This is a genomic window from Candidatus Allofournierella merdipullorum, from assembly GCF_048426865.1.
Lineage (GTDB): Bacteria > Bacillota > Clostridia > Oscillospirales > Ruminococcaceae > Allofournierella_A > Allofournierella_A merdipullorum.
On record NZ_DBFNWJ010000022.1, the window covers coordinates 12,576 to 34,226 of the forward strand.

Here is a 21,651-nt window from a genome sequence, read left to right on the forward strand (position 1 = left end):
CTTGTGATGTTGATAAAATATTACCAAAAATCGCAGGCGATTACAAGCGCCGGACGGCGGGGATATGCTACCCTATACTCAGAATGATGCGGCCGAACGCCGCCCCAAAACAAACAACGGAGGAGAGCATCCATGAGCATTCTGACCGACATTTCCGAAAATCTTCAGAAGGGCAAAGCCAAGATCGTCAAAGAGCTGGTGCAGCAGGCCATCGACGAGGGCATTCCCGTGCAGCAGATCCTGGACGAGGGCCTTCTGGCCGGCATGGGCGTGATCGGCGAGAAGTTCAAGAACAACGAAGTGTTTGTGCCGGAAGTGCTGGTGGCTGCCCGCGCCATGAACATGGGCGCCGCGCTGCTCAAGCCTCTGATGGCCCAGGCGGGCGTGGAGGCCGTGGGCAAGGTGTGCATCGGCACCGTGAAGGGCGATCTGCACGACATCGGCAAGAACCTGGTGAAGATGATGATGGAGGGCAAGGGCCTGGAAGTCATCGACCTGGGCACCGACGTGCCTCCCGAGACCTATGTGCAGACCGCCATCAACCAGGGCTGCCAGATCATCTGCTGCTCCGCCCTGCTCACCACCACCATGGGCATGATGGAGGAAGTGGTGAAGAAGACCGAGGAGGCCGGCATCCACGACAAGGTGAAGATCATGGTGGGCGGCGCGCCCGTCACCCAGACCTTCTGCGACCAGATCGGCGCCGACTGCTACACCGCCGACGCTGCTTCCGCTGCCGACGCCGCCGTTTCCATCTGCAAGGCGTCCGCCTGATATCCGGAGGGACTTTGCCATGAAACGTGATATGAAAGCCTGGCTGGAGGCGCTGCGCGACGCCCCGGTCAAGAAGGCTATGCCCGTTCTTTCCTTCCCCGCGGTGCAGCTGATGGGAATCACCGTGCGCGAGCTTATCTCCAGCGCCGAGGCCCAGGCCGAGGCCATTGAGCTGGTGGCAAAGCGCACCGACGCCGCCGCCAGCGTGAGCCTGATGGACCTTTCGGTGGAGGCTGAGTGCTTCGGCTCCGAGATCCGCTTCTCCGACGAGGAAGTGCCCACCGTGGTGGGCAGCATCGTCACCACCGAGGAGGAGGCCCGGGCGCTGGAAGTGCCCGCCGTGGGCGCGGGCCGCACCGGCCTGTGCGTGGAGGCCATCCGCAAGGCGGCCGAGCGCATCACCGACCGCCCGGTCTTTGCCGGCGTCATCGGCCCCTTCTCTCTGGCCGCGCGCCTGATGGACGTGACCGAAGCCATGGTGCTGTGCTACGACGAGCCGGACATGGTGCACATCCTGCTGGAAAAATCCACCCGCTTCATCACCGAGTACTGCCGCGCCTTCAAAGAGGCGGGCGCCAACGGCGTGGTCATCGCCGAGCCGGTGGCCGGCCTGCTGAGCCCCGCCCTGGAGGAGGAGTTCTCCGCGCCCTACATCAAGCAGATCGTGGACGCCGTGCAGGATGACTCCTTCCTGGTCATTTACCACAACTGCGGCGGCGCGGTCATCCGCCAGATCGACTCCATCCTCTCCACCGGGGCCGCCGCCTACCACTTCGGCAACGCCATCGACATGGCCGAAATGATGCCCCACATCCCCGCCGACACCGTGGCCATGGGCAACGTGGACCCCGCCGGCGAGTTCCGGGGCGGCACCCCCGAATCCATCCGCGCCGCCACCCACAAGGTGATGGAGTCCTGCCGGGAATACCCCAACTTCGTTATCTCCTCCGGCTGTGACATCCCGCTCCTTTCCCGCTGGGAGAACATCGACGCGTTCTTTGCCGCGGTGGCGGAGTTCTACGCACGATGAAGTGCGAATGGATGGAGGCGCTGCGCCTCCGTGTGCTGGAAGAGGGCGCGTTCCGCGCGGCCTTTGTGCCGGTGGCGGACATCCGCTTTGACTGGGCCTTCCGGGACGTGTGCGCCACCAACGCCTGCGGCAACTACGGCCGCTGCTGGATGTGCCCGCCGGACGTGGGCGGCATCGACGAGATGATGGCCGAGGCCCAAAGCTACGACTTTGCGCTGGTCTACCAGACGGTGGACCCGCTGGAGGACAGCTTCGACTTTGAGGGCATGATGGACGCCGCCGCCCGCAGCAGCCGGCTGAGCCAGAAACTCACCGGCATTTTGCGGGAAGGCTCGTTCCCCCGCTGGCTGCAGCTGGGGGCCGGAGGCTGCCATGTGTGCCAGGTGTGCGCCAAGCGCACGAACGAACCCTGCCGCCACCCGGACCTGGCCCTGGCCTCGCTGGAGACCTACGGCGTGGACGTGTCCAAACTGGCCGAGGCGGCGGGCATGAAGTACATCAACGGGCAGAACACCGTCACCTTCTTCGGGGCGGTGCTGTTCAGAAAAGGAGAGTGAGGGCGGCATGGTCACCATCACCGTCAACGGCACAGCCTGCCGCGCCGGGACCGGCGCGCGGCTGACCGATTGCCTGCCGGCCCACGCGGCTCCCGAGACCCCCTGCGGCGGGGCGGGGCGCTGCGGCAAGTGCCGGGTGGTGGCCCGGGGTGTTTTGAGCGAGCCCTCCCCCGAGGAGCTGCGCGCCCTTTCGGCCGACGAGCTGGCCCGCGGCGTGCGCCTTGCCTGCTGCGCCCGGGCGCTGGGCGACTGCGAAGTGCTCACCGGCACAAACGCCCCCGCCTTTATCCTGGGCGAGAGCGAGGCCCTTCCCGCCCCCGCGCCCAGGTTCCGCCGGGCGGGCGCGGCGGTGGACATCGGCACCACCACCCTGGCCGCCTGCCTCTACGGCCCGGACGGCGCGCTGCTGGCCCAGGCCGGCAAAATGAACCCCCAGCGGCGCTGGGGCGCGGACGTCATCAGCCGCATCGAGGCTTCCCGTAAAGGCGAGGGCGAAGAGCTGGCCCGGGCCGTGCGGGAGGGCATCAACGAACTGCTGGCAGAAATGTGCGCGGCGGCGGGCCTTGCCCCCGACGCGCCGGACGCCCTTGTCATCACCGGCAACACCGCCATGCTCTATCTGCTCACCGGCTCCGACCCGGACTGCCTGGCCCACGCGCCCTTCGAGGCCGACCGGCTGTTCGGAGAAACGCTCACCGGCGCGGACCTGGGCCTTTGCTGCCCCGGCGCGGCGGTGTATCTGCCCCGGTGCATCTCCGCCTTTGTGGGGGCGGACACCGCCACCGCCCTGCTGGCCGCCGGCCTGACCGAACGGTCCGGCGTGCATCTGCTGGCGGACATCGGCACCAACGGCGAGATCGCTTTGTGGAACGGGCAGCAGCTCTCCTGCTGCTCCACCGCCGCCGGCCCCGCCTTTGAGGGGGCGGGCCTTTCCATGGGCATGCCCGGCCGGGCGGGCGCGGTGGACCACGTCACGGTGGAAAACGGCGCGCTGGCGGCCCATGTGCTGGGTGGCGGCGAAGCCGAGGGCATCTGCGGCAGCGGCGTGGTGGACGCGCTGGCCTGCCTGCTGGCCACCGAAGTCCTGGACGAGAGCGGCCTGCTGGACCCGGAGCCCGCGCCCGTCTGCGGCAAGGTGCAGCTGACCCAAAAGGACGTGCGGGCGGTGCAGCTGGCCAAGAGCGCCGTTGCGGCGGGCCTCGTCACCCTGACCCAGACCGCCGGGCTGGACTTTGACCGGGTGGAAAGTCTTTCCATCGCCGGGGGCTTCGGCAGCTATCTGGACGTAAAAAACGCCGGAGCCATCGGCCTTATCCCCCAAGAACTGGTGCCCCGCACCCGCATCCTGGGCAACGCGGCCTTGCGGGGCGCGGCGATGCTGCTGCTGGACGGCGGCCTGCGCGCTCCCTGCGAGGAGACGGCGCGCAGGGCCCAGACCATAGACCTTGCCTCCAGCAAGGTGTTCTTTTCGGCCTACACCGAATGCATGTTCTTCTGAAAAGCGCCGGGGCGCACTTGACTTGCGGCCCGCTGCTTTTTATAATGATGGCACGCGGCATTTTTGCCGCGGACACAAAACGAGAGCAAAATCAAAGTACACTTTCGCATAAACGGGCAGGCATTGTTCAGAGAAGTCGGGTGAGAATCCCGCACGGTCCCGCCACCGTGATGCGCGCTGTGCGCGCTAAGTCGGATCGCTGAGCCTGCTTTGGTACACTTCACGATGGATGAATTGGACTGTTTTTTCAGCAAACGTCACCCTTTCGTGTGTGGAAGGGTGATTTGTTTTTGCCGAAAAACAGGAGGTAATTCCATGAAAAAGATTCTCAGTCTCATCCTCGCGCTGGCCATGGCCGCCAGCGTCGCGGGCTGCGCTGCCCAGCCGGCTTCCGGCTCCGCTTCCGCGCCCGCGTCCGTCTCCGCGCCTTCTTCCGCTGTTTCGGCTCCCGCTGCCGAAAAGCCCACCACCGACCCCAGCGGCGCTGAGGTGAACATCCCCGACGAGATCGGCTCCGTTGTGGTGCTGGCTCCGTCCATCGCCGAGACGCTGGTGGCCCTGGGCTGCGGCGACCTCATTGTGGGCTACGACGCCCAGAGCGTGGGTCTGGAGGGTCTGCCCGCCGACGTGCCCACCTTCGACATGATGCAGCCGGACATGGAGCAGCTGGCCGCCCTGAAGCCGGACGTGCTGTTCGTCTCCAACATGACCCTATATGACCAGACCAACCCCTACCAGCAGCTGATCGACCTGGGCGTCTGCGTGCTGTGCGTGCCCACCGCCAACAGCATCGCCACCATCCAGGAGGACATCGCCTTCATCGCCGCCGCCATGGGCAAGACCGCCGAAGGCGACACCCTGATCGCCGACATGCAGGCCGAGCTGGACCGCATCGCCGCCATCGGCGCCACCGTGACCGACAAGAAGAGCGTCTACTTTGAGATCGGCGCCGCCCCCAGCATGTACAGCTTCGGCAGCGGCGTGTTCCTGAACGAGATGATCGAGCTCATCGGCGCTGAGAACGTGCTGGCCGACCAGGAAGGCTGGCTGGCCGTGGAGGCGGAGACCATCGTGACCGCCGACCCCGACGTCATCCTCACCAACGTGAACTACATCGACGACCCCGTGGCCGAGATCCTGGGCCGTAGCGGCTGGGAAGGCATGAGCGCCGTGAAGGACCAGCAGGTGTTTTACATCGACAACATGGCCTCTTCCCTGTCCAACCACAACATCGTGAAGGCTCTGGACCAGATGGCCAAGGCCGTCTATCCCGACCTGTTCGCTGCGGAATAACCCATGAAGACAGCGGCTAAAATGTCGGTGCTGGCTGCTGCCGCCCTCGTCGCCCTCATATTGGGCGTCGGGGTCGGCAGCGTCTTTATACCTCCCGACGAAGTGTGCGCCATCCTCGCCCACTTCTTCTTCGGCGTGCCTCTGCCCGAGAGCATCGACCCGGTCTACCCCAGCCTCGTGTTCAACATGCGGCTGCCCCGGGTGCTGATGGCTTTTCTCACCGGCGCGGGGCTGGCGGTCAGCGGCACAGTGATGCAATCCGTGCTGCGCAACCCCCTGGCCTCCCCCTTCGGCCTGGGCGTTTCCGCCGGCGCGGGCCTGGGTGCGGCGCTGGTCATCGTGGCGGGGGTGTCCTCCGGCCTTTTGGGGGCCTTTCTGCTGCCCGTGGTGAGCCTGTGCTTCGCGCTGGCCACCGTGGTGCTGGTGGTGGGCTTTGCCACCCGGCTGGACCGCAGCCTCTCCAACACCACCATCGTGCTCACCGGCATGGTGGCCTCGCTGTTTCTGAACGCCATCATGAGCCTGCTTTCCACCCTGTCGCCCCTTTACGCCCAGCAGATCAGCCTGTGGACGCTGGGCAGCTTTTCCTCCAAGGAGTGGAGCCAGGTGGCGGTGCTGGCGCCTGTGACCCTTTTGTGCACCCTGTTCTTCCTGCGTTTTTCCCGGGAAATGGACGTGATGACCTTCGGCGAGGAGCAGGCCCAGGCCATGGGCGTTGCCCTGCGGCGGATGAAATGGGTGCTCATCGTGGCCATCGCGGTGCTCACCGGCACCGCCACCGCCTTTGTGGGCATCATCGGCTTTGTGGACCTCATCGCCCCCCATGTGGTGCGGCGGTTCTTCGGCGCGGCCCACCGGCGGGTCATCCCGGCGGCGGCCCTCTTCGGCGGGGCGTTCATGGTGCTGTGCGACCTGGCGGCCCGCACGCTGGTGCCCCCGCGGGAGATCCCCATCGGCTCCATCACGGCGCTGATCGGCGCGCCCTTTTTCATCTACATCTATTTTGCCGGGCGAAGGAGGCGGTGACCTGTGCTTAAAGCGGAACATCTCACCTGCGGCTACGGCGGCGAGCCGGTGGTGAAAGACCTCTCCTTCGAGGTGCCCTCCGGCGGGCGGCTGTGCATCCTGGGGCCCAACGGCTGCGGCAAGACCACCCTTTTGCGGGCGCTGGCGGGCCTTTTGCCCCACGAGGGCAGCGTGTCAGTGGCGGGCCGGGACCTCGCCTCCATGAGCCGCCGGCAGGCGGCCCAGAGCGTGGCATTGCTGAGCCAGATCAGCAGCGTGTATTTTTCCTATTCCGTCTATGAGACGGTGCTGATGGGGCGCTACGCCCACCAGGCGGGGGGCGCTTTTGCCGGCCCCGGGCCGGAGGACAAACGCATCGCCCTGGAGTGCATGGAGCGCACCGGCGTGGCCCATCTGCGTCACAGGCAGGTGACCGAGCTTTCGGGCGGGCAGCTGCAGCGGGTGTTTCTGGCCCGCACCTTTGCCCAGTGCCCCCAGGTCATCCTGCTGGACGAGCCCACCAACCACCTGGACCTGAAATACCAGGTGGAGCTGGTGCAGGAACTGAAGGAATGGGCCGCCGGGGAGGGCCGCTGCGTGGTGGGGGTGCTCCACGACGTGAACCTGGCGCTGGACCTGGCCGACCTCTTCCTGTTCATGGAGGAGGGGCAGGCGCAGTACTTCGGCCCCGCGGCGGAGTTTGACCCGGCGGCGCTGAACCGGGTGTATCAGATGGACGTGGGCGGCTACATGCGCCGCTCGCTGACGCGATGGGAGGAACTGAAATGAGTCTGTACCGAAGCCCTTACGAGGCCTACCCCTTTTTGTGCGACGCGGGCGAGGACCTGCGCTGCGACTTTGAGCTGCTCACCGACGAGATGACCAGCCGCACCGGCCTTTTGCGCTCGCTGGTGAAGGACGAGGCGCTGAAAGCGGAACTGCTGTGGGTGTGCGAGCTCATCTACCACATGAACCCCACCCTGCGCACCCGCCTCACCGTCACCGAGGAAGAGTGCGCCCACCTGCTGGAGCTGGCCGCCGGCTGGAAGGAGCGCTGCGGCGAGCGCTGCAAGCTGTTCGTGCTGATCCAGGGGTGCGAGGCCGCCTGCGTGGCCCATCTGCTTCGGGTGCAGGGCAAGCAGCTGGTGCGGCTTATTTACCGCTGGGTGGAAAAGGGCCACGAAGTGCCCGACCGCCTGCTGGACCTGGCGAACCTGCTCTCGGGCTACTTCTTCTATCTGGCCCTCCACCTCAACGAGGTGGAAGGGGTGGACGAAGTGCCCTATGTCAGCCGCAACTACCCCGCCCGGTGAACGCCATGGAACAGAACGCGAAAACCCTGATGGTGCTGGGCACCGCCTCCGGCGTGGGCAAGAGCACGCTGGTCATCGGCCTTTGCCGGCTTCTGCGCCGGCGGGGGGTGCGGGTAGCCCCCTTCAAGGCTCAGAACATCTCCGACAACGCCCATCTTCTGCCCGACGGGCGGCGGATGGCCCGCAGCCAGGCCATCGCGGCGGCGGCCTGCGGCCTTGACCCCGAGCCGGACATGAACCCGGTGCTGCTCATCCCCCGCCACGGCGGCTGCGAGACGGTGGTGGACGGCGCGGCCGTGCCCCGCTTTGACCGGGACGCCTGCCGCGAAGCGGCCCGCCGGGCCTACGACCGGCTGGCACAGCGCTTTGAAGCGGTGGTGGCCGAGGGCGCGGGCAGCCCGGTGGAGCTGAACCTGCGCACCGGCGACATCGTGAACATGGACTTTGCCCTCTACGCCCGCTGCCCGGTGCTGCTGGTGGCGGACATCCGCCGGGGCGGGGCCTTTGCGGCGCTCTACGGCACCCTGGCCCTGCTGGCCCCGGAGGAACGGGCGCTGGTGAAAGGGCTCATCGTCAACGATTTTTACGGCGACGCCGCTTCCTTCGGCGAGGGGCGGCGGATGCTGGAAGAGGTGTGCGGCGTGCCGGTGCTGGGCGTTGTGCCCCATCTGGAACTGCGGCTGGAGGACGAGGACGCCCTGCCCGGGGCGGCCACCCTCACCCGCGACGCGCTGGCCGCCCTTGTGCCCGAGGGCATGAGCGCCGAGGACTTTCAGGCCGCCCAGTTCGACCTGCTGGCCGATGAGCTGGAAAAAAGTCTGGACATGGACGCGCTGATGGAGATTCTGGAAGGAGGAACCGAATGAACAAAGTTCTTCCTGGGCTGCCCTTTGTGGCCTCCTACAGCGGCGGCAAGGACAGCGTCCTTGCCATCCACCGCGCCCAGCGAAGCGGTATGAAGCTGCAGGCGCTGCTCATCACCTACAACGTGGACCGGGGCCGCCCCTGGTTCCACGGTATCCCCGCCGAGGTGCTGGCGGAGGTGGAGCGGTCGGTGGGGGTGCCGGTGCGGCTCATCCGCACCACCGGCCCGGAGTATGCCGCCGCCTTTGAGGCGGCGCTGGCCGAAGAAAAGACGCGGGGGGCCGCCGCCTGCGTTTTTGGCGACATCGACATCCAGGGCCATCTGGACTGGTGCAGCGACCGCTGCCGGGCCGTGGGCCTGGAGGCCTGTTTCCCCCTGTGGCAGGAGGAGCGGCTGGGGCTGGCGAAGGAGTGCCTTGCCAGCGGGTTCAAGCCCATCGTCACGGTGACGGACACCCGCCGCCTGCCCGCCGATTTCGCCGGCCGGCTCCTCACCGAGGAGCTGCTGGCCGAGATGGAAAAGCTGGGCGCGGACCCCTGCGGCGAGAACGGCGAGTACCACTCCTTCGTGCCGGAAGGCCCCATCTTTGCCCGGCCCATCCCGGTGACCGTCGGCCCGGCGCAGCTGGCGGACGGCTACGCGGTGGCTCCGCTGGCCCTTCAAAAAGCATAACAAAAGAGAGCATCCCGCCGGGGATGCTCTCTTTTTTTGCGTTCAATCGCCGCCAAACTCCTTCACCGCCGAAAGGAAGGCCTCGATGTTCTCCCAGGGCACTTCCGGCTCCAGCATGTGGGTGGGGGCGATGGTCAGCCCGCCGCCCCGGCCCACCGCCTCGATCATTCGGCGCACCGTGTCCCGCACCTCGCCCGGGGTGCCGAAGGGCATCACCGTCTGGGTGCCCACCGTGCCCAAAAAGGACAGCCGGTCGCCGTACAGTTCCTTCACCTTCACCGGGTCCATGCACTCCGGCTGCACCGGGTTGAGCACTTCCACCCCGATCTCGATGAGTTCGGGGATAATTTCGTCGATGACGCCGTCGGAGTGGTACATGGCAATGACGTCGGGGTTTTCCGCCTTGGCGGCGGCGATGGTGGCGGCGGTGGCGGGCTTGACCCAGCGCCGCCAGACCTCCCGGCTCATCATCAGCGACCGCTGGCTGCCCACGTCGTCGCCGAACACCACCATGTCCACCCCGCAGCGGGCCGCCCGCCGGGCGATCTCGCACTGGATGCGGCACATCTTGTCCATGCAGGCGGCGGCCATCTCCTCGTCGGTGAGAAAGTCCATCAGCATGTTCTCCAGCCCCCGCAGATACCAGGCCGGCTCGAACACCTGCACCGCGAAATAAGCGGCGGCCCGGCCCTCGCCGTGGGCCTTCTCCACCTGACGGGCCACATCCGCCCACCGGGCCTCGTTCAGCACGTCGGGGAAGGGGTAGGCCTCCACCTCCTCGGGGGTGGTGAAGTCCGCCATGGGGGAGTAAAAATGGGTGAAGTGGGCCACGCTGCCCCGCTTGTGCCCCACGCCCCACTCGTCGATGAAGCTCAGTTCGGCGGCGTTCTTGTGGTAGGCGGTGTAGTCTGGCATCACCGCGGGCGGCGGCAGCTCCACATACTGCACCGGCATGTCAAAGGCCTGCACCACGTCGTCGGTGCCGCAGCGGCGCACCAGCTCTTCCTTCAGCGAATCGCAGAAGGAGAACTGAAAGGGCACCCGCTCGCAGGGCCGGCGGCGCATGGCCGCCAGAAAATTCTCCCGATGGGTCATCGTGACCGCTCCTTTCTCGCGGGGGCGCGCCCCCGTGCTCTCTGCTCTTATTGTATTTGCCGCCGCCGGGAGTTACAATACAAATAAGGACACAAAAATTTATAAAAAAGGACACAGCATCATGGAGGATTACCGGCATATCCTGCTGCGGGACGCCATTCGCATCGACCGGGTGGTGAACGCCTCCCGGTTGGAGATCGACCGGCAGTACGCCTTTGAGGGCGAGAGCCACGATTTCTGGGAGTTCCAGTACGCGGCGCTGGGCAGCGCCTACATCTACACAAAGAACGATTTCTACGAGCTCAAACAGGGGCAGATCACCTTTTTCCGCCCGGGCAAGTTCCATGTGCTCTACGGCAACGGCAAGCGTCCGACGGAGCTGTGGGTGTTCTCCTTCCGGTGCGCGTCGCCCTTGATGGAGAAGTTCGACGAGCTGCTGATGACCGTCTCCGACGAGTGCCGCGAGCTGATGGAGCGCATCGTGGAGGAGACTCACCGCAGCTTTGAGGTGACGCCTCACCCGGAGGACGGCCGCATCCTGCGGCGCAAAGCCTCCGCCGCCTTCGGCTGCGAGCAGCTCATCAAGAACCGGCTGGAAGAGCTGATGCTGCTTTTGTTCCGCAGCCGGTTCGGCGGCGCGCTTCCGGCGGAGCGGGAGGCCATCCTGCCCCACCGGGAGCCGGCGGGCCCTGCGGAGGAGATGCGCGCCTGCCTGCTGGCCCACACCCACTCCACCCTGAGCCTTGAACAGCTGGCGCGGACCTGCCATCTCTCGGTGACCTACGCCAAAAAGCTCTACCGGGCGGAGTACGGCGTCAGCCCCATGGCGGACTTCCGCCGCATGAAGCTGCGGGAGGCAAAAAAGGTGCTGCGCACCACCGACCTGTCCGTCCGGGAGGTGGCCAGCCTCTTCGACTTCAAGAGCGTCTGCTATTTTTCGAACTTTTTCAAAACGCACACCGGCATGACCCCCACCCAGTACCGCGCCGCCCAGAGCGGCGGGGAGGCGGCGCGGTGAGCTCAACAAAAATCCCTTCGGCAAAGCCGAAGGGATCGAAGCGCGCTCTGTCAGGAGGAATCGACAGGGCGGCACTTGGGGGAACTTGTTATGTCTGCTCCGACTGCGGGCGCAAGATCAGCCGCCCGTTTTCCATTCGGATCTCCACCGTGCCAATGGCGGCCTTTCGGCTGAAAGGAGCCGTGCGGTCATTTCCGAACATAGTAAAGCGCAGCCTGTCTTCATGGTCATAGAACAAGCATCCGTGGCCCCCATGGGGCACCAGGACCTTTCTGGGCGAGTAGGGGCCGTACAGCGAATCTGCCACTGAATACATCATGTCATAGGTCCCGTCGATACGCATATCCCCATTCCATTCCGCAGCGTAAAGCACATATTTACCCGCCACTTTTATGATCCCCGCGCCCTCATATCCCACCTGTCGACCATCTTCGGGGATCAGAAGGACCGGGTCTTTGGCAAAGGATCTAGCGTCCGGCGTAAAGGGTGCGATCCACCCATTCTGCCAGACGAGGTACATGGTGCCATCGTCATCCACAAAAAAGCCCGAATCTATTCCCCGCATGACCACGCGGCCCATGTCGGCATAGGGTCCTTCCGGTGCGCCGGTCACACTTTTCAGCAGGCCACAGCCCGGTTCCAGAGAATATGTGATCCAGTAGGTCCCGTCGTGCTTGCATATTTCCGGTGCCCAGCAGTTGTCGGAAATTTGATTTTGCCAGCCTTCCTGGCGTTCCCGGTAGTCGAATACCGTTTTTACGAACTCCCACCGCTTCAGGTCCTTCGAACGCCACAGGTTTATCCCATCCGTGTTTTTCCAAGATGTCCCGTTTTCTCGTGCTGTTGTTCCCGTGAGATAATACCACCCATCGTCCGCAGCACAAACGAAAGTGTCACGTATATCCCGCTCCCCGTTGTCAGAAGGACGGAGAAGATCCACAGGCGAAGTTTCAAAAACAGTCCCCGCACAGGGACGAAAGAACCCGCTTTCCTGTCGCTCCAGACGCACAACGGCCGGTTTTCCGGACACCACGCTGTGAGAGGTACACCCCACAAAGGCGGCAAACAAGTTTTCTTCGCCGTCCGTAAAAAGGCTCACGCAACCTCCGTTTGGGATCAGCAGATACCTTCGTGAGAAAATCTCGCCCTTTTCATCCCCTTCACAGAGGAATGCGTCGATGTTTTCTCGCCCACAGCGCTCAAATCTTGCTCCGCACGTATAGAGGATCTTTCCCTTCCATTGAATCGCGCTTCCCGTGATCTCTCCAGGCCGCGTCGTCCCAGTTTCATACAGCTTGTCATAGCGGTTTGCATTGATGTGGTACGCGGCCACGGAGAGTTCCCGCTCAAATTCCAGTTTCCCGCCGTCTTTGAGCGAATACCAGTCTCCGTCACAGATGACCCGGAGCGTCCCGTTCATTTCCAGCGCACAAGCACTTTTGCAGTCCACAGGAAAGACAGCGATCGCCCTGCCCGCCGCGTCAAGGATATATCCTTTGTCCGCGAGGACGAACAGTCGAATTTCTGCAACCGTCTCATTCCAAAACGCATTCATCTGCCGCACAGGGGCCGGCATGCAGCCAAGGGTCTTTCGGAATACAAACGTTCCATCTGCCTTCCGCACATACTGGTGTATCTCCTGCGCGGCATTTTGTGCCGCAACGAACAGCCAAAGTTCCTCTTTCCAAAAGCATCCGCAGCAACAGCTTGCCTCCACATCCACCGCAGCCGTCAGCGGCGCACCGCCGTCTGTTGTGCACCGTGCCTGCCGGTTTTCCGGATGAGGCTGTTCCGCGAGAAAAGGCGTTTGCCCGCCGGGCTTTGTTTGTGCCATCATTTGGCATCTCCTCCTTTTTCTTCACTTTGAGGGAACCGTTTGACCGCAAACCGGTCCGGCGGAACAGGCAGCGTGTCGGTCAGCTCGAGACATTTTTGAGCAAGCGCTTCCAGCAGTTCGTATTTGTTCTTTTCAAAGCGCGGATCGCACCACAGGTCATGCTCTTCGAAGGGGTCTGTGCTCAGGTCGTACAAATGCCCCTGCGCCCTCATATCATATTGCAGTTTCCATTGACCCTTGCGCACCATTCGCACCTGGCCGCTCTGGGTGATCGAATTCAGGCAGTCAAACGCTCCTTCTTTGTGTACGCCCCTGCACACCGGCGGAAGCTCATCTTCTTCACTCCAATAGTCTCCGCCGTATCCTGTCTCGCTGTAGGCGATGCTTTCCGGCTCGCCGGAACCTCGCCGCCCGGTCAGAACACTCCACAGGCTTTCCCCCTGCACACCCGCCGGAACAGAGACCCGCAGCGCGTCGCAAAGCGTGGGCAGCACGTCCACGATGTTGGCAAAACAGCCTTCATAGTCACCCTTTGCCTCAATGCCGGGGCCTTTCCAGATCATGGGAATGCGCACCAACGCTTCCGGCAAGTCTGCACCTTTGCGTACAAGGCCGTACTCACCGGCGAAATCGCCGTGGTCAGACAGAAAAACGACGATGGTGTCGTTCTGCAGGCCGCGCTTTTCCATCTCACCCATCAAGCGCCGTATCTGGTCATCGATTAGGCGCAGCATGCCCAGGTAATTGGAACGGCAACGCCGAATGACTGCATCGCACCGCTCTTTTCCGTACAGTGTTTCCCATTGTGCCCTCAACCAGGAAAACCGCACGCCCTTTCCTGCACACGGCGGCGTGGAAGCCGGGAGTGAGTCGGGAGGGAAAAGGTTGAAATAGGGCGTCGGCACCTGATACGGATTGTGCGGCTCCGCAAAGGAAAGCCACAGGAAGAACGGCCGAGGGTCTGCGCTGTCGATGAACTCCAGCGCATCCGACACATTCCGATAGGGCAGTTGTTCCTCTGTGCCGCCCGGCGAAGGCCCCATGGAAACGCCGTTGTCCAGCGAGCACAGGAAGCGATCGAAGCTTTTCTGACTTGGACCTTCTCTTTTCGGATCCGTCGCGCCCCAATGGGTGTTCTGTCTGCAAAAGTCAAAATCTTCAGGACGCCGGTGGGAATGATTTTTCCCGCAGAGCGCTGTCCGATACCCGGCCTCTTTCACCACATCCAGCAGGTCTTTGCTATAAAACGCAGCTGGAGCAGCGGCATTGCATTTCACCTGATGGCAGCTGGGGTAGCGGCCGGTGAAAAGGCTCACCCTGGCGGGCATACAAGTGGGATTGGCCGTATAGGCGCTGGTGAACTGGACGCCCTGCCCGGCCAAAGCGTCCAGAAAGGGCATCGTATCCAGCGGGTATCCTCTGCTTTTCCGCATCCGTTCCGCCTGCTGATCTGTCATGATCAGCAGGATGTTGGGCCGATCTCTCCGTTTATCCATCGTTTTCTCCCCGCGCAGGGTAGACTCTTTCGCCTTTCCACGCCATCGGTATGACCGCAGGCCTCGCATAGAAAGGCGCATAGCTTTCATTGACCGGGTTGCCGAACATCGTGGCGCACAGTCTGCCGTCTTTGTCCACAAAAAAATTGTTGTGGCCGCCCCCGGTGATGGCGGTATAGCGCTCCCCATAGGGCCCGTAAACCGAATCTGCTGTTGCTATGACACAGTCATAGCTGACCTTTTGGGGAACGCTGCCCAAAGAATATTCCAGATGGTCCCCTTCATCCATGGTCCAGATGGCAAGGCACAGGTGATACTTGCCCCTTGCCTTAAAGATAAACGCGCCCTCGCAGTACGGCTCCGGGGAAAAGCGCTGCTGCGGGACTCGATGAGGGTCCTCAGCAAACCCGGACATATCTTTTTTCATTTTTGCCACGCGGCCATCCTGCCACACGTAATACACCGTTCCGTCATCGTCCTCAAAGAGCGAAGCGTCAATGCGGTGGGTCAGCGGGCCGTTGCCCACATCCACATACGGTCCCGCCGCGGTACCGCTGGCGCTTTTCAGGAGGAACGTGCAGCTTCCCTCCTCACCGGGCTCCTGCGGCGGCCAGTTCATGCTTGCGGCAATGTAAAACTCACCATTGATCTGATGGATCTCCGGCGCATAGACTGCGCGGTGAGCCTGATCCGAAAAAGGCTCACATTCCCGGCCGCCGCCGCCCGGGGCATACCACCTGTTTTGCCACGTGGCGTCTTTTTCGAATGACCACACAAGGCCCATGTCCTCCCACTGCCGGAGGTCGGGCGAGCGCCACATGCGTATACCATCATTGTACAGTTTCGCATTCTCTGTGCCCGGGGCGCGGGTGGTGCCGGTGCAGTAATAGTATCCGTCCCTGGCAAGGATGATGTGGGTATCCCGCAGCCACGCGTCAAACAGCGGTTTCACATTCTGCGGGATGAGGCTTTCGGGCTGTGCAAATTCCATCAGCATCTTCATCCGTTTTTCAGTCATCGTTTTTCACCTCTTTCTCCCCTGTGTTGATCGCCCGTATCCGTTCCGCAGGTACCTTCGGCTCCCGCCTGTCTGTCAAAAGGCCGTTGACCTCCTGCTCCACATCCGTCAGCTGCGTGTAGCAGAACCCCTGAACCGCGCTCTCTTTCAACAGCGGTTCCACGCAGGCACGGTATCCCGCTTCCAGTGCCCGGGCGGACTGAACGCGGGAATATCCCCAACCCTCTGCCTCTCTGCTCTGGTAGGCGATGCCGCCGAACTCCGAAATCAGGATCGGCTGTTCTTCGTAATGCCAGCCCTTCGCGAACAGCCTGCGCCCGGCTGGCATTCTCCCAACGATGGTCGCCTTCGGGCCGTACACTCCTTCGCCGCAGCCCATGGCATCGCGATAATCGTGGACGGTCAGCATATCCGACTGAGTGTGTTCCCATCCGTCGTTGGAGATCACCGGACGGCTTCCGTCCAGCGCCTTGGCGATACTGTATAGCGCCACGCTGTATGCCTGTTGGGCGTGGTCATGTTCGATCTGCGGCACGCCCCAGGACTCATTCAAGGGCACCCACGCGACCACACAGGGATGGCTGACATCCCGAAGGATCTGGCGGGTCCACTCCGCGCATCCTCTCTGCACCGCCGCCGGCGAAAAGACATAGGCCGACGGCAGTTCATCCCAGACAAGGAGCCCCATTCGGTCCGCATGATACAAAAAGCGGGGGTCTTCGGCCTTTTGATGCAACCTTACTCCGTTGAATCCCATCTCTTTGCACAGGCGGATGTCTTTGCAGAAGTCCTCATCCTCCGGCGCAGTCATCAGTGACTCCGGCCAATATGCCTGGTCAAGGATCAGCTTTTGATAGCAGGGCCGGTGATTCAGGCAGAAGATCCCGTTCTCGACGGACACTGTCCGAACGCCAAAATAGGAGCGCACGCGGTCGCGCTGCCCCTCTCGGGAGAGAAACTCGATCTCCGCGTCGAAGAGATTGGGGTGTTCCGGCGTCCATGCATAGTACCGCTCGAAATTCCAGTGGCCCAGCGCACGGTGATTCAGACAGATCAGGAGTTCCCCGTCCTTATCTGCTGCATCGGAAGACACCGTGCAGATGTGCCTGCCCTGAAAGGAGACCTTCGCCTGTATCGTCCCGGCGGCGCTGGTCTTACAGCAAAGCCGCACCGTCCTGCTGTCGTAGTCCGTGTCCCAGCGAACGGATTCTATGTACTCTTCAGGGACCTCTTCCAGCCAGACCGTTTGCCAGATGCCGGTGGACGGCGTATAGAATATGCCGCCGGGCTTTTCCGTCCAGCATTGCTTGCCTCTGGGTTTTTCCAGGTCCGCGTGATCGTCCCGGACCCGCACGACGAGCTCGTTGTGCTCTTTTATGCAACGGGTGATCTCGGCAGAAAAGGGCAGGTGGCCGCCCGTGTTGTGACACACATGTTCCCCGTTGACCCATACGTCGCATTCATAATCCACCGCGCCGAAATGGATCAGCACCCGGCTGTTTTCTTGCCCTTTATGCCACGAAAACCGCTTCCGATAATAGACCGTTTCGTGGTTTTCCTTCCTGCCGATGCCCGATTTCGGGCACTGGTAGACAAACGGCACAAGGATCTGCCGGTCAAAAGTCGGCTCGTCAAAGGAAAACTCCCACGCTCCGTTGAGGTTTTTCCAGTGGTCGCGCACCATCATCGGCCGGGGATATTCGCCGCGGGGGCACTTCTTCATCTTCCACCCTTCCCTTCTTTAAAAATCGGCCCTGCGTATCGGAAGAGGATCGCAGGCGAAAGCCATGCGGTCGCACAATGTTTTGAGCATGGCAAAACGTATTTCTCCGCACCCGGGCTCGTTCCACAGGTTATGCAGTTCTTCCGGGTCTGCCTGCAGGTCATACAATTCTCCGCCAAGGTCTCTGCCGTGATGGCAGATCAGCTTATACCGGTCGTTCCGGACCATGGTGACATAGGCGGCGGGCTCGGTATGCCAGGACATGGCGTTTAGGTATTCGCTGTATACGGTGTTCCGAAACTCGTCGGCGCCAGAGCTTTCCGTCAGCCAGCTCCTCATGGAGCGCCCCTGCATCCCTTCCGGCACTTCCAGCCCCGCCAGTTCCAGCAGGGTGGGCGCCACGTCCGTCAGTTCCACCAGCGCGTTTTCTTTGACCGCAGGTTTCAGTTTGCCACGCCAGGAAAGGATCAGAGGCACCCGGACGCTGCACTCATAAAAATGGGGTCCTTTCAGATACACGCCGTGATCTCCCAGCATTTCGCCGTGATCGGACATAAATACAACGATCGTGTTCTTCATCTGTCCGCTTTTCTCCAGTGCGTCCAGAATGCGGCCGATCTGATGATCCAGTAGATCGATCATCGCCCAATAGGCGGCTCTCAGGCAGCGATGAGCCTGCGGGCTGAGGTTTTCCCAGCGATACTCTTTCAGTCGGTTGTAGGCCCCGTTTTTCCACTCGTTTTCCAAGAACGGCGAAGGCGCCGGCGCGCGGGGGCCGGGCCCGGGCAGCGGCGCCTTCATCGACCGCTTCAGCGCCCGTTCCAGATACTCCGCCGGGGGATCAAAAGGATGGTGTGGGTCATAGAAATTCACCGACAGAAACCACGGGGCGTCAAACGCTCTGTTCGCCTGTATAAACTCGATCGCCCGGTCAGCATGCCAGGTCGTGGGATGATACGCTTCCGGCATCCCCTCGCAGACAAGGTCTGTCTCGGGCCTTGGAACAGCGGTGAATCTTTCCCCTTTTTCCTTCAGCCAGAGCCTGTATTCATTGGCTGGCCAGTTGAGCGCCCGCTCGTCCGCCCTGCCCGGATGATGGGACCAGTGAAACACCTTGTAGCCATCATCGATCCTGCGCTCCATGAATGGTTCCACGCTGGGGTGGCACGCCGAAACATGCAATTTGCCCACCAGCCCGCAGTGGTATCCGCTGTCCGCAAAAATGCGGCTCACCAGAACCTCTTCCCGGGGAATATCCTGGCCGTTCTGACGCACCCGGACGGTACGCGGATAGCGCCCCGAAAGAAAACTCGCCCGACTGGGCGCACAAACGGGACTTTGACAGTATGCATGGTGAAAGCAAATCCCTTCACGGGCCAGTTCGTCCAGGTTCGGTGTTTCCACATAGGGGTTGCCGGTGCACCCCAACGTGTCATATCTCTGCTGATCTGTGCAGATCCAAAGTATGTTGGGCCTGTCCATCCTTCACCGTTCCTTTTCGCTTTTCTCCAAAAGCGCTGTGAACCACGCAGGTCTCGTCGCCAGCACCCCTGCCGGTTCGGCGTCCTGCCGCCGGCAGACCGCCCGGTAGTCCTGCAGGCTATAGACCTTCCCATCCTCGTGGAAAAGGCCGTTGAACGTCCCATTGGGTCGCTGCGCCGGCAGGTATGCCGGTTTGAGCATCAGCGACCAGAAAAAGTTGCCGATCCCGCTCCCGTATACCGCGTCTGCCAGCGAACACAGTTCGGGCACCGTATCCTCCTGAGGGATCACGGGGCTGTCCCATCCGGGGCCCGCGGTGCGGACCCGCTGCCATTCGGTCAGCCACACCTGCTTGCCGGTGACTCTTTGCAGCTCAGCCGCCTGCACCAGCTTCGCCTGCATCTCCTGCACACTGCCCGGGAAATTCTCATGGAACTGATAGACATCGATCCATTGCGCAAAGTACAGGTTGTGGTAAAGATGGATGCACCCGATGGTGAGCGGGATCTGTTTTTTCTGCTCAAATGCCCGCTGCGTCATTCGCCGCGCAAAGGGAAGATCGCTGGAGTTCTCGTTGGGTTCGTTCATCACTTCAATGGCCAGAAGACGGTCATCGCCGGCGTATCGTTTCATGAAAGCGTCCACGAAAGACAAAGGGCCTTCCCACAAGGCCGGGTCTCCCGTGACGACCCTTCCCGGCGATTGCATACATGCCGCCGTGAGCGGGTGTCCGTTCTGCGCATTTTCCGGGCACGACGGGCGCCCGCAGTTTTCAAAAAGGATCGGCATTACGCGGATCTTTGACTGCCTGGCAAGTTCCAGAAGGGTGTCGAATTTCTCCCACAACTGCTCGGGGAATGCAAGCCAGTACTCGTAGCTTAAAAAGAGGCGGATCGCATTGATCCCCGCCTGTTCCGCATATCCAAAATCCCGCCGGATCTCCTCCGGCCGAAAATCCCTGTATGTCTGGTATGCGTTGAACGCCCTGGACGGAAAGTAGACCGCACCCTTGGGAATAAACCGTTCACTAACCATAATTTCCTCCCTTATAAAGGAAAAGAGCCGCGCCTGTGGCTCTTTTCCTTTGAGCAGCATTGCTCGTTTATTCTTTTACCGAACCGATCATAACGCCCTTCGCAAAGTACTTTTGCAGGAACGGATACACGCACAGGATCGGAAGTGTGGACACGATGATCGTGCAGTACTTGATGATCATAGTTGTAAGTGCATTGGACACATCGTCACTGGTTCCGGCGGTAACGTCCATCATACTTCCGGACAAAAGTATCTCACGCAAGAACAGCTGCAGGGGGAATTTGTCCCGATCCTGCAGGAAAATCATGGCGTTAAACCAGGAGTTCCAGTGCTGGACCGCATAGAACAGCACCATGACAGCCAGTGTACTTTTCGCAACCGGCATGAAGACCCGGAACAGAATGACAAAATCGTTGGCGCCGTCGATACGCGCCGCCTCCTCCAGACTTTCCGGGATCTGAGAGAAAGAAGTGCGCATAACGATCAGGTTCCATGTATTGATAGCCACCGGCAGAATCAGTGCCAGGCGTGTATCGTACAGCCCTACGTTGTGGATCGTCAGATAAAAGGGGATCAGGCCGCCGGAAAAATACATTGTGAACACGATGGCCTTTGTAAGTACGCTTCGATAGGCAAACCCTTTGCGCGACAAAACATACGCGCCCATGCTGCTGAGGATGATGTTCACAAACGTTCCCGCGCAGACATAAAAAATAGTGTTTGCATAGCCTGTCCAAATGCTGGGGGTCTTCAGCACCATTCGGTATCCATCCAAGGAAAACCCTTTGGGTCCGAACAAGATTCCCGTATGCGCGATCAGCTGTGCGGGGTCACTGAAGGAAGCAAACAGGACATACAGCATCGGGTATGCAAAAATCACGGCGAGAATGCCCATCAGCAGGACGTTGAATACGTCAAAGATCCTTTCCGGAACACTGCGTTTCACTACCATCCCATCTCACCTCACCACAAGCTGTTTTCTGTCATTTTTTTGCTGAATGTATTTGCCAGCCACAGGAATCCGAAGTTCACCACCGAATTGAACAGGCCCACTGCGGTACTGAATCCGTAATCCATATCCAGAATACCTTTCCGGTAAGCGAAGGAAGCGATCACGTCAGCGGTTTCCATCGTGGTGGAATTGTACAGCAGGATCACCTTCTCGTATCCCAGGCTCATCACGTTGCCGATGCGCATGATAAACAGAATGGTGATGGTCGGGATCAGAGCGGGCAGGGTAACATGGAGCAGTTGCTTGAAACGGCCGGCTCCGTCGATGGTCGCCGCTTCATACAGGCCCGGATCGATGGCGGAAAGCGCAGCCAGATAGACGATGCTGCTCCAGCCGGCGTGCTGCCAGATGTCGGATACGATGAACAACGGCTTGAACAGTTCCGGGCGCATGAGCCAGGTGGTGGGCTCCACACCGAACATCGCCAGCACCTGGTTGATGACGCCGTCGCTGTTGGTGAACTCTGTGATCAAGCTGCAGATGACCACCAGAGAAATGAAGTGGGGCAGATAACTGACGGTCTGAATGACGCGCTTGTATTTTTTCCAGTGCAGCTCATTGATCAGAAGCGCCAAAATGATCGGGACCGGGAACCCGAACAGAATCAAACCGCCGCTCAAAAGCAGCGTGTTTTTCAGGATACGCGGGAACTGATAATCCGTGAAAAAAGCAATGAAGTTATCAAGGAAAACGAAGTCGCTTCCCCAGACTCCCTTGGCCGGTTCAAAGTCTTGAAAAGCGATCACAATTCCCGCCATCGGCATATAGCAAAACACCGCGTAAAAAAGAATCACGGGAATCGCCATCAAATATATGCACTTGTTTCTTTTCCAGTCGCGCTGTAAATTTTTCAAGAACACCGCACCGGCACCTCCTGTTTTTTCTTCCGATGCATCGGCTGCGCACAGCATCCGCTGGGCGCAGCCGT

Annotated in this window: 20 protein-coding genes and 1 riboswitch; of the genes, 11 read left to right on the plus strand and 9 right to left on the minus strand. The window is 61.5% G+C overall.

Features of this window, described 5'->3' with window-relative positions:
- Nucleotides 1-132: 132 nt before the first annotated feature.
- From ACMNAY_RS03760 to ACMNAY_RS03805, 10 genes are all read left to right on the plus strand, one after another.
- The gene (locus tag ACMNAY_RS03760) at nucleotides 133-774 is read left to right on the plus strand and encodes a corrinoid protein (RefSeq protein WP_418718437.1); all 642 of its coding nucleotides are present in this window, start codon (nucleotides 133-135) and stop codon (nucleotides 772-774) included.
- 19 nt (nucleotides 775-793) lie between these two features.
- Nucleotides 794-1,804, plus strand: a complete 1,011-nt coding sequence (locus ACMNAY_RS03765; RefSeq protein ID WP_418718438.1) for a uroporphyrinogen decarboxylase family protein — start codon at nucleotides 794-796, stop codon at nucleotides 1,802-1,804.
- The gene (locus ACMNAY_RS03770; RefSeq protein ID WP_418718439.1) at nucleotides 1,801-2,361 is read left to right on the plus strand and encodes a DUF2284 domain-containing protein; all 561 of its coding nucleotides are present in this window, start codon (nucleotides 1,801-1,803) and stop codon (nucleotides 2,359-2,361) included. Before ACMNAY_RS03765 ends, ACMNAY_RS03770 begins: the two co-directional genes overlap by 4 nt.
- Nucleotides 2,362-2,368: 7 nt before the next feature.
- Entirely contained in the window at nucleotides 2,369-3,859 is a 1,491-nt protein-coding gene (locus ACMNAY_RS03775) for an ASKHA domain-containing protein (RefSeq protein ID WP_418718440.1), read from the plus strand.
- A gap of 102 nt (nucleotides 3,860-3,961) precedes the next feature.
- A riboswitch (adenosylcobalamin (AdoCbl) riboswitch) is annotated at nucleotides 3,962-4,104 on the plus strand.
- Between the two features lie 70 nt (nucleotides 4,105-4,174).
- Nucleotides 4,175-5,152: an ABC transporter substrate-binding protein gene (locus ACMNAY_RS03780; RefSeq protein WP_418718441.1), complete on the plus strand. Its 978-nt coding sequence runs from the start codon at nucleotides 4,175-4,177 to the stop codon at nucleotides 5,150-5,152.
- Between the two features lie 3 nt (nucleotides 5,153-5,155).
- Nucleotides 5,156-6,178: a FecCD family ABC transporter permease gene (locus ACMNAY_RS03785; protein WP_418718442.1), complete on the plus strand. Its 1,023-nt coding sequence runs from the start codon at nucleotides 5,156-5,158 to the stop codon at nucleotides 6,176-6,178.
- Between the two features lie 3 nt (nucleotides 6,179-6,181).
- Nucleotides 6,182-6,946: an ABC transporter ATP-binding protein gene (locus tag ACMNAY_RS03790; protein ID WP_418718443.1), complete on the plus strand. Its 765-nt coding sequence runs from the start codon at nucleotides 6,182-6,184 to the stop codon at nucleotides 6,944-6,946.
- On the plus strand, nucleotides 6,943-7,470 hold the full coding sequence (locus ACMNAY_RS03795) for a hypothetical protein (protein ID WP_418718444.1): 528 nt from the start codon (nucleotides 6,943-6,945) through the stop codon (nucleotides 7,468-7,470). The genes ACMNAY_RS03790 and ACMNAY_RS03795 overlap by 4 nt, the downstream gene beginning before the upstream one ends.
- A gap of 5 nt (nucleotides 7,471-7,475) precedes the next feature.
- Nucleotides 7,476-8,336 (plus strand): cobyric acid synthase, encoded by an 861-nt coding sequence (locus ACMNAY_RS03800; protein WP_418718445.1) that lies wholly within the window; start codon nucleotides 7,476-7,478, stop codon nucleotides 8,334-8,336.
- Nucleotides 8,333-9,007, plus strand: a complete 675-nt coding sequence (locus ACMNAY_RS03805) for an ATP-binding protein (RefSeq protein WP_418718446.1) — start codon at nucleotides 8,333-8,335, stop codon at nucleotides 9,005-9,007. The genes ACMNAY_RS03800 and ACMNAY_RS03805 overlap by 4 nt, the downstream gene beginning before the upstream one ends.
- Nucleotides 9,008-9,049: 42 nt before the next feature.
- Here ACMNAY_RS03805 and ACMNAY_RS03810 read toward each other — a convergent pair whose 3' ends face one another.
- A complete protein-coding gene (locus ACMNAY_RS03810; protein WP_418718447.1) occupies nucleotides 9,050-10,102 on the minus strand; it encodes a uroporphyrinogen decarboxylase family protein in 1,053 nt (350 codons plus the stop codon).
- A gap of 121 nt (nucleotides 10,103-10,223) precedes the next feature.
- Between ACMNAY_RS03810 and ACMNAY_RS03815 the strand changes: the two genes are divergently transcribed.
- Nucleotides 10,224-11,120 carry a helix-turn-helix domain-containing protein gene (locus ACMNAY_RS03815; protein WP_418718448.1) on the plus strand — a complete coding sequence of 299 codons (897 nt, stop codon included), beginning with the start codon at nucleotides 10,224-10,226 and terminating at the stop codon, nucleotides 11,118-11,120.
- An 88-nt stretch (nucleotides 11,121-11,208) separates the two neighbouring features.
- Here ACMNAY_RS03815 and ACMNAY_RS03820 read toward each other — a convergent pair whose 3' ends face one another.
- Genes ACMNAY_RS03820 through ACMNAY_RS03855 form a run of 8 tightly spaced genes read right to left on the minus strand, consistent with a single transcriptional unit; the run spans nucleotide 11,209 to nucleotide 21,634 of the window.
- Nucleotides 11,209-12,957: a family 43 glycosylhydrolase gene (locus ACMNAY_RS03820; protein WP_418718449.1), complete on the minus strand. Its 1,749-nt coding sequence runs from the start codon at nucleotides 12,955-12,957 to the stop codon at nucleotides 11,209-11,211.
- A complete protein-coding gene (locus ACMNAY_RS03825) occupies nucleotides 12,954-14,453 on the minus strand; it encodes a sulfatase (protein WP_418718450.1) in 1,500 nt (499 codons plus the stop codon). Before ACMNAY_RS03825 ends, ACMNAY_RS03820 begins: the two co-directional genes overlap by 4 nt.
- A complete protein-coding gene (locus ACMNAY_RS03830) occupies nucleotides 14,446-15,471 on the minus strand; it encodes a family 43 glycosylhydrolase (protein WP_418718451.1) in 1,026 nt (341 codons plus the stop codon). Before ACMNAY_RS03830 ends, ACMNAY_RS03825 begins: the two co-directional genes overlap by 8 nt.
- The gene (locus ACMNAY_RS03835) at nucleotides 15,464-17,194 is read right to left on the minus strand and encodes a glycoside hydrolase family 2 protein (RefSeq protein WP_418718452.1); all 1,731 of its coding nucleotides are present in this window, start codon (nucleotides 17,192-17,194) and stop codon (nucleotides 15,464-15,466) included. Before ACMNAY_RS03835 ends, ACMNAY_RS03830 begins: the two co-directional genes overlap by 8 nt.
- An 18-nt stretch (nucleotides 17,195-17,212) precedes the next feature.
- On the minus strand, nucleotides 17,213-18,676 hold the full coding sequence (locus tag ACMNAY_RS03840) for a sulfatase (RefSeq protein WP_418718453.1): 1,464 nt from the start codon (nucleotides 18,674-18,676) through the stop codon (nucleotides 17,213-17,215).
- Nucleotides 18,677-18,679: 3 nt separating this feature from the next.
- Complete coding sequence (locus ACMNAY_RS03845; RefSeq protein WP_418718454.1) at nucleotides 18,680-19,771, minus strand: hypothetical protein; 1,092 nt, start codon at nucleotides 19,769-19,771, stop codon at nucleotides 18,680-18,682.
- A 7-nt stretch (nucleotides 19,772-19,778) separates the two neighbouring features.
- On the minus strand, nucleotides 19,779-20,663 hold the full coding sequence (locus ACMNAY_RS03850) for a carbohydrate ABC transporter permease (RefSeq protein ID WP_394977821.1): 885 nt from the start codon (nucleotides 20,661-20,663) through the stop codon (nucleotides 19,779-19,781).
- Between the two features lie 11 nt (nucleotides 20,664-20,674).
- On the minus strand, nucleotides 20,675-21,634 hold the full coding sequence (locus ACMNAY_RS03855; RefSeq protein ID WP_394977818.1) for an ABC transporter permease: 960 nt from the start codon (nucleotides 21,632-21,634) through the stop codon (nucleotides 20,675-20,677).
- Between the last annotated feature and the right edge of the window lie 17 nt (nucleotides 21,635-21,651).

What these genes read in the sequence shown, in the direction of transcription:
- ACMNAY_RS03785 (WP_418718442.1), top strand. Translation starts at nt 5,156, where the DNA reads ATGAAGACAGCGGCTAAAATGTCGGTGCTGGCTGCTGCCGCCCTCGTC.
- ACMNAY_RS03835 (WP_418718452.1), bottom strand. Translation starts at nt 17,194, where the DNA reads ATGAAGAAGTGCCCCCGCGGCGAATATCCCCGGCCGATGATGGTGCGC.
- ACMNAY_RS03770 (WP_418718439.1), top strand. Translation starts at nt 1,801, where the DNA reads ATGAAGTGCGAATGGATGGAGGCGCTGCGCCTCCGTGTGCTGGAAGAG.
- ACMNAY_RS03775 (WP_418718440.1), top strand. Translation starts at nt 2,369, where the DNA reads ATGGTCACCATCACCGTCAACGGCACAGCCTGCCGCGCCGGGACCGGC.
- ACMNAY_RS03800 (WP_418718445.1), top strand. Translation starts at nt 7,476, where the DNA reads ATGGAACAGAACGCGAAAACCCTGATGGTGCTGGGCACCGCCTCCGGC.
- ACMNAY_RS03780 (WP_418718441.1), top strand. Translation starts at nt 4,175, where the DNA reads ATGAAAAAGATTCTCAGTCTCATCCTCGCGCTGGCCATGGCCGCCAGC.
- ACMNAY_RS03795 (WP_418718444.1), top strand. Translation starts at nt 6,943, where the DNA reads ATGAGTCTGTACCGAAGCCCTTACGAGGCCTACCCCTTTTTGTGCGAC.
- ACMNAY_RS03815 (WP_418718448.1), top strand. Translation starts at nt 10,224, where the DNA reads ATGGAGGATTACCGGCATATCCTGCTGCGGGACGCCATTCGCATCGAC.
- ACMNAY_RS03820 (WP_418718449.1), bottom strand. Translation starts at nt 12,957, where the DNA reads ATGATGGCACAAACAAAGCCCGGCGGGCAAACGCCTTTTCTCGCGGAA.
- ACMNAY_RS03840 (WP_418718453.1), bottom strand. Translation starts at nt 18,676, where the DNA reads ATGGACAGGCCCAACATACTTTGGATCTGCACAGATCAGCAGAGATAT.
- ACMNAY_RS03765 (WP_418718438.1), top strand. Translation starts at nt 794, where the DNA reads ATGAAACGTGATATGAAAGCCTGGCTGGAGGCGCTGCGCGACGCCCCG.
- ACMNAY_RS03825 (WP_418718450.1), bottom strand. Translation starts at nt 14,453, where the DNA reads ATGGATAAACGGAGAGATCGGCCCAACATCCTGCTGATCATGACAGAT.
- ACMNAY_RS03830 (WP_418718451.1), bottom strand. Translation starts at nt 15,471, where the DNA reads ATGACTGAAAAACGGATGAAGATGCTGATGGAATTTGCACAGCCCGAA.
- ACMNAY_RS03845 (WP_418718454.1), bottom strand. Translation starts at nt 19,771, where the DNA reads ATGCTGCTCAAAGGAAAAGAGCCACAGGCGCGGCTCTTTTCCTTTATA.
- ACMNAY_RS03805 (WP_418718446.1), top strand. Translation starts at nt 8,333, where the DNA reads ATGAACAAAGTTCTTCCTGGGCTGCCCTTTGTGGCCTCCTACAGCGGC.
- ACMNAY_RS03810 (WP_418718447.1), bottom strand. Translation starts at nt 10,102, where the DNA reads ATGACCCATCGGGAGAATTTTCTGGCGGCCATGCGCCGCCGGCCCTGC.
- ACMNAY_RS03855 (WP_394977818.1), bottom strand. Translation starts at nt 21,634, where the DNA reads ATGCTGTGCGCAGCCGATGCATCGGAAGAAAAAACAGGAGGTGCCGGT.
- ACMNAY_RS03850 (WP_394977821.1), bottom strand. Translation starts at nt 20,663, where the DNA reads ATGGTAGTGAAACGCAGTGTTCCGGAAAGGATCTTTGACGTATTCAAC.
- ACMNAY_RS03760 (WP_418718437.1), top strand. Translation starts at nt 133, where the DNA reads ATGAGCATTCTGACCGACATTTCCGAAAATCTTCAGAAGGGCAAAGCC.